This window comes from Rahnella sp. PD4, from assembly GCF_049199325.1.
GTDB classification, from domain to species: Bacteria; Pseudomonadota; Gammaproteobacteria; order Enterobacterales; family Enterobacteriaceae; genus Rahnella; species Rahnella perminowiae.
This window is the reverse complement of the sequence record NZ_JBLZQF010000008.1, coordinates 116241-132400: the sequence shown is the minus strand read 5'-3', so window position 1 is coordinate 132400 and position 16160 is coordinate 116241. Positions and strand designations below refer to the sequence as shown.

Here is a 16160-nt window from a genome sequence, read left to right as displayed (position 1 = left end):
TCATAGATTTCAGCCATGGATGAAAATAACTCATCATGAAGAAGATCCGTTTACCGCCTCTCGGTTCGCTCAAAGCATTTGATGCGGTGGCGCAGCAGAAGAGTTTCAAACGCGCGGCAGAAGATATCGGCGTGACAGCCACTGCTATCAGCCATCAGATCCGTGTGCTTGAAGAGTCATTGGGCACGGCAGTGTTTGAGCGCAGCGCCCGTGAGGTCAGGCTTACCGCCGCGGGGCAAATCCTGCGCCACGCCACGCAGCAGGCATTTGCCGGATTACAGGCAGCCGTCGAAGAAATTCATCACGCCGCGTTGCCTGCGGCGCTGACACTGACCACGACATCCAATTTCCTGACACACTGGCTGGTACCGCGGCTGGCGGATTTAAAAGCCGCTGCGCCCGAGATGGATTTACGCTTACATACCGGCATTGAGCTGGTGGATTTAACCCGTAATACCGTGGATGTGGCGATCCGTTACAGCGAATCCGCCGGTGAGAATCTTGATTCGAGGCTGCTTTATCACGACACTTTTGTGCTGGTTGCCAGTCCTGCGCTGGCGTTGAAAACGATGGAGGATCTGACGACAGTAACGTTGTTTCATGTGGAAAATCGTCATATTCCTCACCCCTCTCCCGACTGGGAGAACTGGCAAAAACACTTCGGTCCGGCGCAATTAAACACCGACAGTGGCCTGCGTTTTACGGATGAAACCCATGCTATTCAGGCGGCGATTGCTGGTCAGGGTGCGGCGATTGTCAGCAGTTTGCTGGCGCATGACTTCATTGAAAAAGGCATCCTGACCACCCCGTTCCCTCAATACCTGCCCGGCGCAAACTATTATCTGGTGACCACCAAAGAGAAAGCACTGCGCGAAGATATCGTGACACTCCGCCGCTGGTTAGTGGACAAAATGTCGGCATTTCCCCCGGCTGGAGTCTGAAAATGAGTCCGAAAAGCTGATTCACCCCCCGGATAAATTTTAGTGTAATCGATTACACAACCCATCCTTTCTGGCTTATCACCGGTTGCCGAAGGCTTTGCGTACCGCACGCCGCACCTGTTGAGTCACGTTGAAAGGTGGTAAACTGTTTGTGTAAGCGATTCCATTTTATTGGGGATGGATCACCTTTTTCAGCCTTGCAGCGTGATATCGTTGCATCCAGATAATCATCGGGGAGCTATTATGTACGTCTTAGTCACAGGTGGTAGCGGTTACATCGGCAGTCATACTTGCGTGCAATTGATTGATGCAGGCTTTACACCCATCATTCTTGATAATCTTCACAACAGCAAAGTGAGTGTACTGGAACGTATCCATACCCTGACCGGCAAAACGCCGCTGTTCTACGAAGGTGATATTCGCGACCGCGCCCTTCTCGATAAAATTTTCAGTGAAAATCCTGTTCATTCCGTTATTCATTTCGCCGGCTGGAAAGCCGTGGGCGAATCCGTGGCAAAACCGCTGGCGTATTACGACAACAACGTCACCGGTACGTTGGTGCTGGTTGAAGCCATGCGTGCCGCCGGCGTAAAAAACCTGATATTCAGTTCTTCCGCCACCGTGTATGGCGATCAGCCAAAAACGCCGTATGTCGAAGATTTTCCGACCGGTAATCCTTCCAGTCCGTACGGCCGCAGCAAACTGATGGTCGAGCAAATTCTGGAAGATGTGCAGCGTGCTGAGCCTGAATGGAGCATCACGCTGCTGCGTTACTTCAACCCGGTCGGCGCTCATCCGTCTGGCCTGATGGGGGAAGATCCACAAGGTGTACCGAATAATCTGATGCCATTTATCGCGCAGGTGGCAGTAGGTCGTCGTGAGTCCGTCGCCATTTTCGGCAACGATTATCCGACACCGGACGGCACCGGCGTACGTGATTACATTCATGTTGTCGACCTGGCAGACGGACATCTGGCCGCGATGAAAACGCTGCACAACAAAGCGGGCGTACATGTTTATAACCTGGGCGCCGGCTTCGGTCACAGTGTGCTGGATGTGGTTAACGCCTTCAGCAAAGCCTGCGGCAAACCGGTGAATTACAAGTTTGCACCACGTCGTGATGGCGACTTACCGGCGTATTGGGCAGATCCGACCAAAGCAGCGAAAGAGCTGAACTGGAAAGTCACCCGCACGCTCGAAGACATGGCCAACGATACCTGGCTATGGCAGTCGAAAAACCCGCAAGGCTATCCGGATTAAGGAGGACTGAGGAAAGTTTATGACCACGTTTAACCCGATTTATCACCCGCATCGTCGCTACAATCCACTGACCGATCAGTGGATTTTAGTCAGCCCGCATCGTGCCAAGCGTCCGTGGCAGGGTCAGCAGGAAGCCGTTTCTCAGGAAACACTGCCTGCGCATGACCCGGACTGTTTTCTCTGTCCGGGCAATACCCGCGTGACAGGCGATGTGAATCCGAAATACACCGGCACGTTTGTGTTCACCAATGATTATGCCGCGCTGATGCCGGATACGCCTTTTGCGCCGGAAAGCGACGATCCGCTGATGCGCGTTCAGAGCGCACGCGGTACCAGCCGGGTGATCTGTTTCTCGCCGGATCACAGTAAAACTCTGCCGCAACTCTCAGTTGAAGCGTTGACGGAGATCGTCAGAACCTGGCAGGAACAAAGTGCGGATCTGGCAAAAACGTATCCGTGGGTGCAGGTTTTCGAAAACAAAGGCGCGGCAATGGGGTGCTCTAACCCGCATCCGCACGGCCAGATCTGGGCCAACAGCTTCCTGCCTAACGAAGCCGAACGTGAAGACCGCCTGCAACGTGCCTATCTGGAACAACAAGGTTCGCCGATGCTGGTCGATTACGTGCAGCGCGAACTGGCCGACGGCAGCCGTACGGTGGTTGAAACCGAACACTGGCTGGCAGTAGTGCCTTATTGGGCCGCATGGCCGTTCGAAACCTTGTTGCTGCCGAAAGTCCACGTCAAACGCATTACTGAGCTTAATAATGCACAATGCAGCGATCTGGCTCTGGCGCTGAAAAAGCTGACCAGCCGCTACGACAATTTGTTCCGGTGCTCTTTCCCGTATTCGATGGGCTGGCACGGTGCGCCATTTACCGAAGGCGACAACGAACACTGGCAACTGCACGCGCATTTCTATCCGCCGTTGCTGCGTTCAGCCACGGTGCGCAAATTTATGGTCGGCTACGAAATGCTGGCTGAAACCCAACGCGACCTGACAGCGGAACAAGCCGCAGAGCGTCTGCGGGCGGTGAGTGATGTTCATTATCGTGAGGCCGGAGAAAAAGAATGAAACTGAAGACCAAAACCCTGGAAATCTTTGCCGATAAATTTGGCTACCCTGCGACCATTACCATCAAAGCGCCGGGGCGCGTGAATCTGATTGGCGAACATACCGATTACAACGATGGCTTCGTGCTGCCGTGCGCGATCGATTATGAAACAGTGATCGCCTGCGCGCAGCGCAATGACCGTACGATCCGTGTGATCGCTGCCGATTACGATAACGACGAAGACAGCTTCTCACTCGACGAACCGATTGTGCACACCGATGCACACCCCTGGGCCAATTACGTGCGTGGCGTGATCAAGCATCTGATGTTGCGTAACAAAGATTTCTCCGGTGCGGATATGGTGATCAGCGGCAACGTGCCACAGGGCGCGGGCCTGAGCTCTTCAGCTTCGCTGGAAGTCGCGGTCGGCCAGGCACTGAAGTCATTATATGACTTGCCGCTGGACGGCGTAGCACTGGCACTGAACGGTCAGGAAGCGGAGAACCAGTTTGTCGGCTGTAACTGCGGCATTATGGATCAGCTGATTTCTGCACTCGGCAAGGAAAATCATTCCCTGCTGATTGACTGCCGTTCACTGGATACCCGTGCGGTGTCTATGCCGGAAAACGCGGCGGTGGTGATTATTAACTCCAACGTGAAACGCGGCCTGGTTGACAGTGAATACAACGCCCGTCGCGAGCAATGCGAAGTGGCGGCACGTTTCTTCGGTGTGAAAGCGCTGCGTGATGTTGACCCTGCCCTGTTCTTCTCCATTCAGGATGAGCTGGATCCGGTCGTGGCCCGCCGTGCGCGTCATGTGATTACCGAAAACGACCGTACACTGGCAGCGGCTGATGCACTGGCCAGCGGCGACCTGAAACGTATGGGCGAACTGATGGCGGAATCTCACGCCTCAATGCGCGATGACTTTGAAATCACCGTGCCGCAAATCGATAAGCTGGTGGAAATCGTCAAAGAAGTGATTGGCGATAAAGGTGGTGTGCGTATGACCGGCGGCGGTTTCGGCGGTTGTATTGTGGCGCTGGTTCCTGAGGACATGGTGGAAAAAGTCCGTCATGCCGTTGAACAGCAATATCATGCGCACAGCGGTCTGAAAGAGACCTTCTATGTTTGCACCGCTTCACAAGGAGCAGGCATATGCTAAAACCTGAAAACACACAGCTGGCGCCCGATGGCCAGCCGTTTGAACAGGTTACGCTACAGAATGCAGCGGGTGCCACCGCAACGTTCATGGACTGGGGCGCGACCTGGTTATCCTTCACCCTGCCGCTGACGGATGGCTCCACGCGTGAACTGCTGCTCGGTTGCCAGTCGCCGCAGGAATACATGAACCAGAGCGCGTATCTGGGCGCGACCGTCGGACGTTACGCTAACCGTATCGCCCGCTCGCAGTTTGAAATTGACGGCAAAGCGCATCTGGTAGTCGCCAATCAGGGTGTTCACCAGTTGCACGGCGGGCCGGAAGGCTTCCATGCGCGTCGCTGGATCATTCTGGAACAGACCGCGCAGAAGCTGACGTTTCAACTGTTTTCTGTCGACGGCGATCAGGGTTATCCGGGCAACATGACAGCGAAAGTGTATTACCAGCTGACCGACGATAACCGGCTGGAAATCCGTTACGAAGCGACGGTTGACAAACTGTGTCCGGTCAATCTGACCAATCATGCCTATTTCAACCTCGACGGTGAAGGGACTGATGCGCGTCAGCACAAGCTGCAGCTGTTTGCTGATCGCTTCCTGCCGGTCGACAGCGATGGCATTCCTTGTGCGGATCCGGTCCCGGTTGAAAACACCGGCATGAATTTTAATGCCGCCAAAACGCTGGCGAAAGATTTCCTCGCCGACCGTGACCAGCAACGCGTGAAAGGGTATGACCACGCTTATCTGCTTAACCGCACCTGCAATACCGGCAGCAATCCGGCGGCGCATTTGTGGTCTGCTGATGGCAAAGTCAAAATGACGATGTTTACGTCTGCGCCAGCAGTGCAGCTTTACAGCGGCAATTTCCTGGGCGGAACCCCTAACCGTAGCGGCGGCGAATACGCCAGCTACAGCGGTGTCGCGCTGGAAAGTGAGTTCCTGCCGGACAGCCCGAATCATGCCACCTGGCCGCAGCCGAGCTGTTGGGTTAAACCAGGTCAGATCTACAAATCTTCGACGACGTATCAGTTCTTTGCACTGTAATGTCTCACGACAGGGTCGCCCGGCCCTGTCTTCATTCCTTCCTGCTTCTGCGAATTTGTGACTCACGGCGCATCTGTATCAGCACATTTTAAGCTAAAGGCTCTTCCCCCATCTACGCTTAGAGAGTGTCCTGCCGAAAGGACGATTAATAAGGAGTTCGATATGCGTTTACCTGTTGTGTTATCCCTGCTGGCAACGCTGTGCGCGGCGGGTTCCGCTATTGCGGCTGATCCTGTTAAAGTTCCTTCCCCTGCTCAGACTGAGCAACGCCAAAAGATGACCGACTGTAATCAGCAGGCCACTACCCAGTCACTCAAAGGCGATGACCGCAAAAAATTCATGAGTCAGTGCCTCAAAGCGGAAACCAAACCGGCTATGGCAAAAATGACGCCTCAGCAGGAGAAAATGAAAACCTGTAACGCAGACGCCGCCAAAAAAGAACTTAAAGGCGATGCACGTAAGACTTTCATGAGTACCTGCCTGAAAAAAGCCAGCTGATCGCTGACTTTTTACACAAAACGCGCTGTCCGGGAGACCGTACGCGCGTTTTGTTTTACATCGCCGCAGCAAATTCGTTATGTTTAATACAAACGGCGTCCCGCAGAGACTTCCTGAGGAAGTTTCAGATTGCTGTCGGGGAGGCCAAGCCTCTATAATGATAACCGTTATCATTGAAAATTCAGTTAACTGAGGAGTTTAGCTATGGCTGTAACCAAGCTGGTGCTGGTAAGACACGGTGAAAGTGAGTGGAACAAAGAAAACCGTTTTACCGGTTGGCATGATGTTGAACTGTCCGATAAGGGTCGCACTGAAGCAAAAGCTGCAGGTCAGTTGCTTAAAGACGAAGGCTTCCAATTCGATTTTGCTTACACCTCTGTGCTGAAACGTGCCATCCACACGCTGTGGAGCGTTTTGGACGAACTGAACCAGCCATGGCTGCCGGTTGAGAAATCCTGGAAATTGAACGAACGCCATTACGGCGCATTGCAAGGCCTGGATAAAGCAGAAACTGCACAGAAATACGGTGACGAGCAAGTTAAACAATGGCGTCGTGGTTTTGCTGTCACGCCACCAGAACTGGATCGCGCTGATGAACGTTTCCCGGGCCACGATCCGCGTTACGCTAAACTGACTGAGGCGGAACTGCCAACCACAGAGAGCCTGGCGCTGACCATCGAACGCGTCATCCCTTACTGGACTGAGGTCATCAAACCACGTATCGCCAGCGGAGAGCGCGTCATCATCGCCGCACACGGTAACTCCCTGCGTGCACTGGTTAAATATCTCGATAACCTGAGCGAAGACGAAATTCTGGAACTGAACATCCCTACCGGTGTTCCGCTGGTTTACGAATTCGACGAAAACTACAAACCAATCAAACGTTACTATCTGGGTAATGCCGACGAGATCGCAGCGAAAGCCGCGGCCGTAGCAAACCAGGGTAAAGCGAAGTAATTTCGCGTTTTCTGCGTGAAGCACGATGATTGATAAGGCATGCGAAAGCGTGCCTTTTTTGTATCCCCGACCCGCAAGGAAAAATATTTATGCCAGTCAGACGTGCAACACCCGATGAAGCAGAAGCGCTGTGGAACATACGTAATCAGGCAATCCGTCACGGGTGTAAAAACGCTTATGATGCACAGATTGTGATGGCATGGACACCCGATGAGATGCCTGCCGGATACCGCAAAGCCATTATTGATAATCCTTTTTTTGTCGCACAGACACAGGGGCTGAGCACACCGGCGGCAACAGGATTCCTTGATCTGAAAAATGGCAGTGTTGAAGCAATTTTTACATTGCCAGAATTTGAAGGGAAAGGCCTCGCTACGCAAATTCTTGCTGCCATAAAAGCAGAAGCGAAATCACGCGGTTTCACAGCACTTACGCTGGCTTCTACGCCGAATGCGTTTGAATTTTATAAGAGGAACGGATTCAGTCTGGTAAAAGAGAGCCTCTACCGCTCTGAGATGGCGGATGCTGATTTGCGTTGTATGGAGATGCGCTGCGAATTGTAGGGGATATTCAGGCAATAAAAAGCCCCGCTAAAAGCAGGGCTCAGACAAGTATTCCAGCAGGTGACATTAACCGCGGCGAGCTTTGACCGCGCCCGCCAGGCTGCGCAGCAGCACTTCGGTGTCTTCCCAGCCTATACAGGCATCGGTCACGCTCTGACCATAAACCAGAGGCTCGCCGCTGTCGAGGCTCTGATTCCCTTCCACCAGATGGCTTTCTACCATCACGCCCATCACCGACTGCTCACCGCCGGCAATCTGACCACAGACGTCTTCACACACTTCCATTTGTTTTTTGAATTGCTTACTGCTGTTAGCGTGGCTGAAGTCGATCATGATACCCGCTGGCAGGCCGCCTTTTTTCAGGCCTTCTTTCACTTCCTGCACATCCTGGGCGCTGTAGTTTGGTTTTTTGCCGCCGCGCAGAATGATATGGCAGTCATTATTCCCGCTGGTATTAACAATAGCCGAATGACCCCATTTGGTGACAGACAGGAAACAGTGCGGTGCGCCAGCCGCATTGATGGCGTCGATCGCCACTTTAATGGTGCCATCTGTGCCGTTTTTGAAACCGACCGGGCAGGATAAACCGGAAGATAACTCGCGGTGAACCTGAGATTCAGTGGTACGTGCGCCGATAGCCCCCCAGCTCATCAAATCCGCCAGATATTGTGGCGTGATCATATCCAGGAATTCGCCAGCGGCCGGTAAACCCGTGTCGTTAATATCCAGTAACAGTTTGCGGGCAATGCGCAAACCCTCGTTAATCTGATAGCTGTTATTCATATGCGGGTCGTTAATCAGCCCTTTCCAGCCCACTGTAGTACGTGGTTTTTCGAAATAAACACGCATCACCACTTCCAGTTCGCCTTGCAATTCTTCACGCATTGTCAGCAGGCGGGTGGCGTATTCTTTCGCGGCTTTCGGATCATTGATCGAGCAAGGGCCAATGACGACCAGCAAACGGTCATCGTTTCCTTTCAGTATCTTATGGATCGCATTACGGGCCTGAGAAACTGTTTTGGCCGCTTTGTCAGTGGCAGGAAATTTTTCGAGCAGGGCAACCGGAGGTAAAAGTTCTTTGATTTCTTTAATGCGTAAATCGTCGTTTTGATAATTCATAACTGTTCCATTCGGGTGTTCATAAGAGACAAAGCGAAACGCTGACCGCGTTCAATCTAGCCGTATTGAATCCCGGTGTAAACCTGCTTTTACACTTACGATTAGTCTCATTTTGATTTAGGACATAATTTCTTTAGCTAGGCTTTTACCAGACACATGAAAAACGACTACGGACCTTTCTCGAAAAAATGGAGATGACATTATGAAAAAGCTCGCAATCATGTTACTGACCACAACCATGGCACTGACCACCGGTGCTGCTTACGCTGCCGGCGAGTCCTCGGCAAGCGACAACAATGGTCAGGCTAATCAGTCCGGCTCGCCGGGTTCGGTACAGAAAATTGCGCCAAAAAGCGTGAACAATGATCAGATTAACACGACCAATAAACCCGTGAATGAAACGACTACTCAAACGGATGGCACCACCCATCACATGAGTAAAGATAAAGAGCATAAGAAAACGATGTGCAAAGATGGACGTTGTCCGAATCAGACCCCGGATACACCTTCTTCAAAAGCAACCGGTAACTAATTCCGTCACGTTTGCTCACCTGCTCATACAGGAGGGACTTTGCTTCCTCCTGCTTCCCTGAATTCCCCTTCTTGCAACACCTTAGGTTTACGCTATTGTGATTGTCTCGGTTCATCATTTTTGTGAATATAACTATGCCTTCTTCCCTGTTGCCACAGGATAAAAATAGCCGCCGTTTGTTGCTGGCTTTCCTTGTTACTGTAATTTTTATGGTAGCCGAAGTGATTGGCGGGCTGGTCTCTGGCTCTCTGGCGCTTCTGGCCGATGCCGGGCACATGCTGACTGACGCAGCCGCGTTACTTGTTGCCTTGCTTGCCGTACGTTTTGCGAAACGCAAGCCTAACAGCCGTCATACTTTTGGCTATTTGCGCCTGACCACCATGGCGGCCTTCGTGAATGCCGCTGCGCTGCTGGTGATTGTCGTTCTGATTGTCTGGGAAGCCATCGCCCGGTTCTTTAATCCGCAGCCCGTAATGGGCACCACTATGCTGGTGATCGCCATTGCTGGTCTGTTCGCCAATATTCTGGCCTTCTGGCTGCTGCATCAGGGGCAGGAAAAGGCCAACATCAATGTGCGTGCCGCCGCGCTGCACGTTTTGGGTGACTTGCTGGGATCGATTGGAGCGGTCGCTGCGGCGCTCATCATCATGTATACCGGCTGGACGCCTGTGGATCCGCTTTTATCAGTGCTGGTTTCCTGCCTGGTGTTAAATAATGCCTGGCGGTTGCTGCGGGAAAGTTTTCATGAATTACTGGAAGGCACACCGGAAGAGATCGATATCGATAAACTGCGACGGGATTTGTCACTGAGTATCCCGGAAGTGCGCAACGTGCATCACGTTCACGTCTGGCAAATTGGTGAACAGCGGCTGATGACCGTGCATGTACACGTGGTTCCACCGCACGATCACGACGCACTGCTTTACCGCATTCAGCATCATTTGCTGGAGAAATGCCGCATCGGCCATGCCACGATACAAATGGAATATGGCCAGTGTGAAACTCCGGATTGTGAGATGAATGAAATGCCGTTAACCCGTGCCGGGCATGATCATCATGGCCATAGCCATGCACATCATCATCACTGATCCTCAGAGAAGAACCCGAGAATAAAACGCCTCTGTGATAGAGGCGTTTTTCCAGGAAGATGAAATCAGGCCGGTTGCAAAGGCCGTGAACCGTTTTGCTTTGCACTTTTGATCCACAGCCACGAACCGTTCAGCGCAATCAAGGTCAGAAGCACATATTCGAGTGCCATCGCATAAACGCCCTGATAAGCAAAAATCGCGACGCTGATGACATCAATGATGACCCACAGCAGCCAGTTTTCAACATACTTTCGGGTCATCAGCAACATTGCCACAATCGACAGCACCATCATTGATGAATCCCAGAACGGGAAGGCATCAGGTTGCAGTTCAGGCACCTGCACATTGAGCCCCAGCGCCTGCATCAGGTTTACCGCCAACAGCGTCAGGGCGGCAAAAACGCGGTCGATGTTAAAGGTCATCAGCAGAATGCCTGCGACACATACAACGCCCCATATCAGCGCTTTGCCACGTGGCAACCAGCGGATCTGCAATTGTGCTTCCTGGTCCGCTGTCTGGCGGCTCCAGGCATACCAGCCGTAGATATTGGCGGCAAAGAAGAAGATTTGCAGCAACAGGCTGGCGTAAAGCTGGATCTGGAAGAAGATGATCGCAAACAACGTGACGTTGATCAGACCGAAAGGATAGTTGATCAGCTTTTCTTTACTGGCGTACCAGATGCAGAGCAACCCAAAAATGGTGCCTACAGCTTCAATCCACGACAGGTCATATCCCCCCTTTCCAAGCGGAATATGAACCAGAATGTTACTGGTACTGAAAAAATCCATCATCTCATCCTTTCCTTTTATTGATGCTCATAAATCATTATCAGCCATGAAAATGCTTACAACGCTTTAGCCTGTGTTCTTAATCTCAGTTGGGCGGCAAAATCCAGCATGCGGTTGAGCGGGATCAGAGATTTTACACGCAGCGCCTCGTCTATCTCGATAGCATGTTCCGTGCCACCGTGTTCCAGCCCCTGGGCAATCGCTTTCAGACCGTTCATCGCCATCCACGGGCAATGCGCGCAGGTACGACAACTTGCACCCTCACCTGCCGTCGGCGCCTCAAACAATTCTTTGTCCGGGCACGCCTGTTGCATTTTGTAAAAAATACCGCGGTCCGTGGCGACGATAAGTTGCTGCTGGGGCAATGTTTTTGCCGCCAGAATGAGCTGACTGGTAGAACCGACCGCATCAGCCATATCAACGATCGCCTGAGGAGACTCAGGGTGCACCAGAACAGCGGCGTTCGGGTATAGACCTTTCATTCGGGTCAGGGCCTGCGTTTTAAACTCGTCATGGACGATACAGGCGCCCTGCCAGCACAATACATCTGCCCCCGTCTGCTTACGGACGTAATTTCCGAGGTGACGGTCCGGTGCCCAGATTATTTTTTCGCCCAGACTGTCAAGATGTTCAATCAGCTCAACCGCAATGCTTGAGGTAACAACCCAGTCTGCTCTGGCTTTTACTGCTGCTGAGGTATTAGCGTAGACCACTACTGTGCGGTCGGGGTGCTGGTCGCAGAAATCTGAGAAAGCCTGTTCAGGACAGCCCAGATCCAAAGAACATTCAGCATTGAGTGTTGGCATCAGCACAGTTTTTTCCGGGCTGAGGATTTTAGCCGTTTCTCCCATGAAGCGTACACCGGCGACGAGCAACGTGGAAGCTGGATGCTGGCTGCCAAAGCGCGCCATTTCCAGAGAGTCGGCGACAATGCCGCCGGTTTCTTCGGCAAGCGCCTGAATTTCAGGATCAGTGTAATAATGCGCCACCATCACCGCATCACGTTCCCTGAGCAGTTTTCTGATCTTCTCTTTGTAGAAGGTCTTTTCATCTGCGGTCAGCACGGCGGGTTTCGGTGGGAAAGGATAAACCGCCGCATTCAGATCCAATGTTTCGCTCATACTCGTCATCTCATTCAGTCAGACAATTTGCCCGGATAGCCAAAAGCCACCATGATCCCATCCCGGAATCATTAGTTTTGTATGCTAAACAAAATACCGCAAAAAATAGGGAAAGTCGTCCATATAATAGACGCAGGGCTTAAAATGTTTACTGCACTTAAAATCAGAGAGATTTTAAGTAAAGTCAGCAGAAAAAATTTATCTGCCAGGAGGAAGTTTTGAGGGTCAGATGCGAAAAAAGCGCCAAAAGGCGCTTTTCTCTGAATTCTGCAATGTAGATGACTTCACAAAAAGTGGTGGGCCGTGCTGGATTGACCCGGTTTCACCTCGCCCTGCGGGCAACGCTTACGCGTTGTCGTCTCGCTTCGCTCGGCTCGAACCAGTGGTTCTCATCCTGCACTGCTTTATTGCATTTTTCACTTTAACAGTGGTGGGCCGTGCTGGATTCGAACCAGCGACCAATTGATTAAAAGTCAACTGCTCTACCAACTGAGCTAACGGCCCATCTAAATGCTTTTTACTACTTACTTCTGGCTTTCAAAATATTCAGTAGGTTCCACCTAAAAGTGGTGGGCCGTGCTGGATTGACTCGGTTTCACCTCGCCCTGCGGGCAACGCCTGCGCGTTGTCGTCCTGCACTGCTTCACTACATTTTCCACTTTAAAAGTGGTGGGCCGTGCTGGATTCGAACCAGCGACCAATTGATTAAAAGTCAACTGCTCTACCAACTGAGCTAACGGCCCTTCCTGAATACTTCTTACAGCCAGCGTGTCTTGCAGTTGGTGTGCAAGGCACTACAGTTTGTTTAGATGACCTGGCCGTGCTGGATTGACTCGGTTTCACCTCGCCATACGGGCAACGCCTGCGCGTTGTCGTCCTGCACTGCTTTATTGCATTTTCCACTTTAACAGTGGTGGGCCGTGCTGGATTGACTCGGTTTCACCTCGCCCTGCGGGCAACGCTTACGCGTTGTCGTCTCGCTTCGCTCGGCTCGAACCAGTGGTTCTCATCCTGCACTGCTTTATTGCATTTTCCACTTTAACAGTGGTGGGCCGTGCTGGATTCGAACCAGCGACCAATTGATTAAAAGTCAACTGCTCTACCAACTGAGCTAACGGCCCATCTAAACCTGCTGCAAATTGCCTAAATCTCTGACAGCGTTAGCCGTTTGGAGTTGTCTGGGCAACGGCGGCATATATTACTTATTTAACTTTTCAGTGCAACTTTAATTTTCAGAAAGAGTGCTAACTGATGGTGTTTCACACACTCAAGCCCAGAAAATGCACGATATGTACATTTTCCGGGCCTGAACGAGTCACTACTTTGCAGATAAGCGTTTTTGAGCTTGTTTTGCCGCATCGGTATTTGGGTACTGTTTCACGACCTGTGCGAAGACGGCTTTGGCTTTATCAGCCTGACCTTTCTCCTGCATGATGACCCCAACCTTGAACATTGCGTCAGAACTTTTTGGAGACTTAGGATAGTTTTTGACCACAACTGCAAAATAATAAGCAGCATCGTCTTTTTTACCCTTGTTGTAATACAACTGACCGAGCCAGTAATTGGCGTTTGGCTGATAAGTTGAATCAGGATATTTTTTTACGAAACTCTGAAAAGCCGCAATGGCTTCATCATATTGTTTCTTTTCCAGCGCCAGTGAAACCGCAGCATTGTAATCGCTGTTCACGTCACCGGTACTTGCAGGAGCTTGTGCAGCACCCGCGTCAGGTGTTGTGGCAGAAGACCCTGCAGCGTCACCTGTGGCTGCAGCAGCACCCGTGCTGGCGGCCCCGGCAGAACCCTGGCTTAAGCTGTCGAGTTGATTAAAAATCTGCTTCTGGCGATCACCAAGCTGACTCAGCTGATATTGATTCTCCTGGATTTGACCACGAAGAGTATCCATATCACGTTGGGTATCAGAAAGTTGTTGCTGGAGTTGAGTTAATAGCTGGCTGTGAGCGTTAGAAATACGCTCCAGAGAGGTGACCCGATCTTCAATCGAGCCTGAGCCGACATTACTGATTGGCGCTTGGGCAGTAGCGGCCCATGGGACCGCTACGCCAACCAGTAACGACAGACTCAACAGGTGAGTTCTGAAGTTACTGCTCATACTATTCTCTTAGTATACCAGTACGGCACGACGGTTTTTAGCGTATGCCGCTTCGTCATGGCCCAGTACAGCTGGTTTTTCTTTACCGTAAGAAACGATAGAGATTTGGTCAGCAGAAACGCCTTTGCCTTGCAGGTACATTTTAACAGCAGTAGCACGACGTTCGCCCAGGGCGATGTTGTACTCTGGCGTACCACGTTCGTCAGCATGACCTTCTACAGTCACTTTGTAAGACGGGTTGCTACGCAGGAAAGCTGCGTGCGCGTCCAACATCTGAGCGAATTCAGAAGACACATCGTATTTGTCCAGGCCAAAGTAAACGATGTTGTTTTTCTGCAGTTCTTGCATCTGCAGACGAGCTTGCTCTTCTGAAGACATGTTAGCGTTTTCAGTGCCTGCGCCAGAGTTCAGACCCATACCATTAGATTGGTCGTTGTCTGCGTTCTTGTGAGAACTACAAGCAGCTACTGCCAGTACAGGCAACGCCAGCATCAGCCCTTTCAGCACTTTGTTCAGTTGCATCTATTCGATCCTTTTATAATTTTTTGCCATACATAGTATTCTATGCATTACAGATACGGCGACCAGGCAGGAAATTTGACCTGTCCATCAGTTGCCGGAAGACGCGCTTTGAAGCGCCCATCAGTCGATACCAACTGCAATACGGAACCCAGTCCCTGAGAGGAGCTGTAAATTACCATGGTGCCATTTGGTGCGAGGCTAGGCGTTTCATCCAGGAACGTGTCCGTCAATGTTTGAACGGCTCCCGTTGCCAGATCCAGTTTAGCGATGTGCTGTGTACCGCTGGCGCTGCTCACCATAACCAGGAACTTGCCATCTGTACTGACGTCAGAGTCCTGATTCTGCGAGCCTTCCCAGGTCAGACGCTGAGGCGCACCGCCATTAATGTTCACTTTATAAACCTGCGGACGACCGCCCTGATCCGACGTGAACGCCAGATTCTGGCTGTCCGGGAACCAGGTTGGTTCAGTATTGTTGCTACGTCCGTTTGTCACCTGGCTAATCTGACCAGAAGACAGATTCATTACATACAGATTCAGGCTGCCGTCTTTAGACAGCGCAAAGGCCAGTTTACTGCCATCAGGCGAGAAAGCAGGTGCGCCGTTGTGACGAGGGAAAGAAGCAATCTGTTTGATTGCACCGTTTGCCAGCGTCTGTACCACCAATGCTGAACGACCGCTTTCAAATGTCACGTAAGCCAGTTTGCTGCCGTCAGGAGACCAGGCAGGAGACATCAGTGGCTCTGGTGAACGGTGAACCACGAACTGGTTATAACCGTCGTAATCGGCTACACGCAGCTCATACGGGAATTTACCGCCGTTGGTCTGCACGATGTAAGCAATACGGGTACGGAATGCACCTTTAATGCCGGTCAGCTTTTCAAATACTTCGTCGCTGGCGGTATGCGCGGAATAACGCAGCCATTGTTTGGTCACTTTGTACTGGTTTTGTGCCAGCACGGTACCCGGTGCGCCAGAGGTATCCACCAGTTGGTAAGACACCACATAGCTGCCATCGGCGGCAGGCTGAACCTGACCGATAACAACAGCATCAATACCCAGCGCGGTCCAGGCAGCAGGTGTAACTTCTGCGGCGGAGGTTGGCTGCTGAGGCATACGTGATGCATCAATAGGATTAAATTTGCCGCTGTTACGTAAGTCAGCAGCAACAATACCACCCACATCTTCAGGTGGTGTACCCGGGCCAGCCCATTTGAATGGCACAACGCCAATCGGACGAGCTGTATCTACCCCTTGGGTAATTTCAATGCGAACTTCTGCATGAACCACAGATGCCCACATCATCAAAAGGCCGAACGCTACTCGAAATGCCTGCTTCATTGTATCTCCCTTATCTGGACGTATCTGCCCGCGATAATTTAGCAGAATTTTAACAAACCAACGC

16 protein-coding genes, 3 tRNA genes and 2 other RNA genes are annotated in these 16160 nt (G+C 51.7%); 10 read left to right on the top strand and 11 right to left on the bottom strand.

What is annotated here, in order from left to right; translation table 11 throughout:
* Window positions 1–35 precede the first annotated feature (35 nt).
* The 8 genes from ACOZIO_RS19010 (at window position 36) to ACOZIO_RS18975 (ending at window position 7476) form a co-directional block, all read left to right on the top strand.
* Window positions 36–941, top strand: coding sequence for a LysR substrate-binding domain-containing protein (locus ACOZIO_RS19010; protein ID WP_421595584.1), 906 nt, complete (start codon window positions 36–38; stop codon window positions 939–941).
* Between the two features lie 243 nt (window positions 942–1184).
* Entirely contained in the window at window positions 1185–2201 is a 1017-nt protein-coding gene (galE, locus tag ACOZIO_RS19005) for a UDP-glucose 4-epimerase GalE (RefSeq protein ID WP_217159312.1), read from the top strand.
* Between the two features lie 19 nt (window positions 2202–2220).
* The gene (gene galT / locus ACOZIO_RS19000) at window positions 2221–3273 is read left to right on the top strand and encodes a galactose-1-phosphate uridylyltransferase (protein ID WP_421595583.1); all 1053 of its coding nucleotides are present in this window, start codon (window positions 2221–2223) and stop codon (window positions 3271–3273) included.
* Window positions 3270–4418 (top strand): galactokinase, encoded by a 1149-nt coding sequence (gene galK, locus ACOZIO_RS18995; protein WP_129990568.1) that lies wholly within the window; start codon window positions 3270–3272, stop codon window positions 4416–4418. Before galT ends, galK begins: the two co-directional genes overlap by 4 nt.
* Complete coding sequence (gene galM, locus ACOZIO_RS18990; RefSeq protein ID WP_129951998.1) at window positions 4412–5458, top strand: galactose-1-epimerase; 1047 nt, start codon at window positions 4412–4414, stop codon at window positions 5456–5458. The genes galK and galM overlap by 7 nt, the downstream gene beginning before the upstream one ends.
* Window positions 5459–5620: 162 nt before the next feature.
* Window positions 5621–5956 carry a PsiF family protein gene (locus tag ACOZIO_RS18985; protein WP_129951999.1) on the top strand — a complete coding sequence of 112 codons (336 nt, stop codon included), beginning with the start codon at window positions 5621–5623 and terminating at the stop codon, window positions 5954–5956.
* Window positions 5957–6160: 204 nt separating this feature from the next.
* Window positions 6161–6913: a 2,3-diphosphoglycerate-dependent phosphoglycerate mutase gene (gene gpmA, locus ACOZIO_RS18980; RefSeq protein WP_129952000.1), complete on the top strand. Its 753-nt coding sequence runs from the start codon at window positions 6161–6163 to the stop codon at window positions 6911–6913.
* Between the two features lie 89 nt (window positions 6914–7002).
* Window positions 7003–7476, top strand: a complete 474-nt coding sequence (locus ACOZIO_RS18975; RefSeq protein WP_129952001.1) for a GNAT family N-acetyltransferase — start codon at window positions 7003–7005, stop codon at window positions 7474–7476.
* A 66-nt stretch (window positions 7477–7542) separates the two neighbouring features.
* Here ACOZIO_RS18975 and aroG read toward each other — a convergent pair whose 3' ends face one another.
* Window positions 7543–8595 carry a 3-deoxy-7-phosphoheptulonate synthase AroG gene (gene aroG / locus ACOZIO_RS18970; protein ID WP_421595582.1) on the bottom strand — a complete coding sequence of 351 codons (1053 nt, stop codon included), beginning with the start codon at window positions 8593–8595 and terminating at the stop codon, window positions 7543–7545.
* Window positions 8596–8797: 202 nt separating this feature from the next.
* Here aroG and ACOZIO_RS18965 point away from each other — a divergent pair, with 202 nt between their 5' ends.
* Together ACOZIO_RS18965 and zitB are read left to right on the top strand one after the other, a co-directional pair.
* Window positions 8798–9127: a protein YbgS gene (locus ACOZIO_RS18965; protein WP_129952003.1), complete on the top strand. Its 330-nt coding sequence runs from the start codon at window positions 8798–8800 to the stop codon at window positions 9125–9127.
* A gap of 134 nt (window positions 9128–9261) precedes the next feature.
* The gene (gene zitB / locus ACOZIO_RS18960) at window positions 9262–10215 is read left to right on the top strand and encodes a CDF family zinc transporter ZitB (protein ID WP_129952004.1); all 954 of its coding nucleotides are present in this window, start codon (window positions 9262–9264) and stop codon (window positions 10213–10215) included.
* Between the two features lie 65 nt (window positions 10216–10280).
* Here the strand turns inward: zitB and pnuC are convergent, their stop codons facing one another.
* The 10 genes from pnuC to tolB form a co-directional block, all read right to left on the bottom strand.
* Entirely contained in the window at window positions 10281–11003 is a 723-nt protein-coding gene (pnuC, locus tag ACOZIO_RS18955) for a nicotinamide riboside transporter PnuC (RefSeq protein WP_129952148.1), read from the bottom strand.
* A gap of 56 nt (window positions 11004–11059) precedes the next feature.
* Complete coding sequence (nadA, locus tag ACOZIO_RS18950; protein WP_421595581.1) at window positions 11060–12124, bottom strand: quinolinate synthase NadA; 1065 nt, start codon at window positions 12122–12124, stop codon at window positions 11060–11062.
* Between the two features lie 294 nt (window positions 12125–12418).
* Window positions 12419–12538: non-coding RNA, RtT sRNA (locus tag ACOZIO_RS18945), on the bottom strand.
* Between the two features lie 14 nt (window positions 12539–12552).
* Window positions 12553–12628 (bottom strand) — tRNA-Lys (locus tag ACOZIO_RS18940).
* A gap of 163 nt (window positions 12629–12791) precedes the next feature.
* Window positions 12792–12867, bottom strand: a tRNA-Lys gene (locus ACOZIO_RS18935).
* A gap of 168 nt (window positions 12868–13035) precedes the next feature.
* A non-coding RNA gene (locus ACOZIO_RS18930) (RtT sRNA) lies at window positions 13036–13155 on the bottom strand.
* Window positions 13156–13169: 14 nt separating this feature from the next.
* Window positions 13170–13245: transfer RNA gene (locus ACOZIO_RS18925), tRNA-Lys, on the bottom strand.
* A 197-nt stretch (window positions 13246–13442) separates the two neighbouring features.
* Window positions 13443–14234 (bottom strand): cell division protein CpoB, encoded by a 792-nt coding sequence (gene cpoB / locus ACOZIO_RS18920; RefSeq protein WP_129952006.1) that lies wholly within the window; start codon window positions 14232–14234, stop codon window positions 13443–13445.
* A 9-nt stretch (window positions 14235–14243) separates the two neighbouring features.
* A complete protein-coding gene (pal, locus tag ACOZIO_RS18915) occupies window positions 14244–14756 on the bottom strand; it encodes a peptidoglycan-associated lipoprotein Pal (protein WP_013576426.1) in 513 nt (170 codons plus the stop codon).
* 47 nt (window positions 14757–14803) lie between these two features.
* Entirely contained in the window at window positions 14804–16096 is a 1293-nt protein-coding gene (gene tolB / locus ACOZIO_RS18910) for a Tol-Pal system beta propeller repeat protein TolB (protein WP_013576427.1), read from the bottom strand.
* Window positions 16097–16160: the final 64 nt, after the last annotated feature.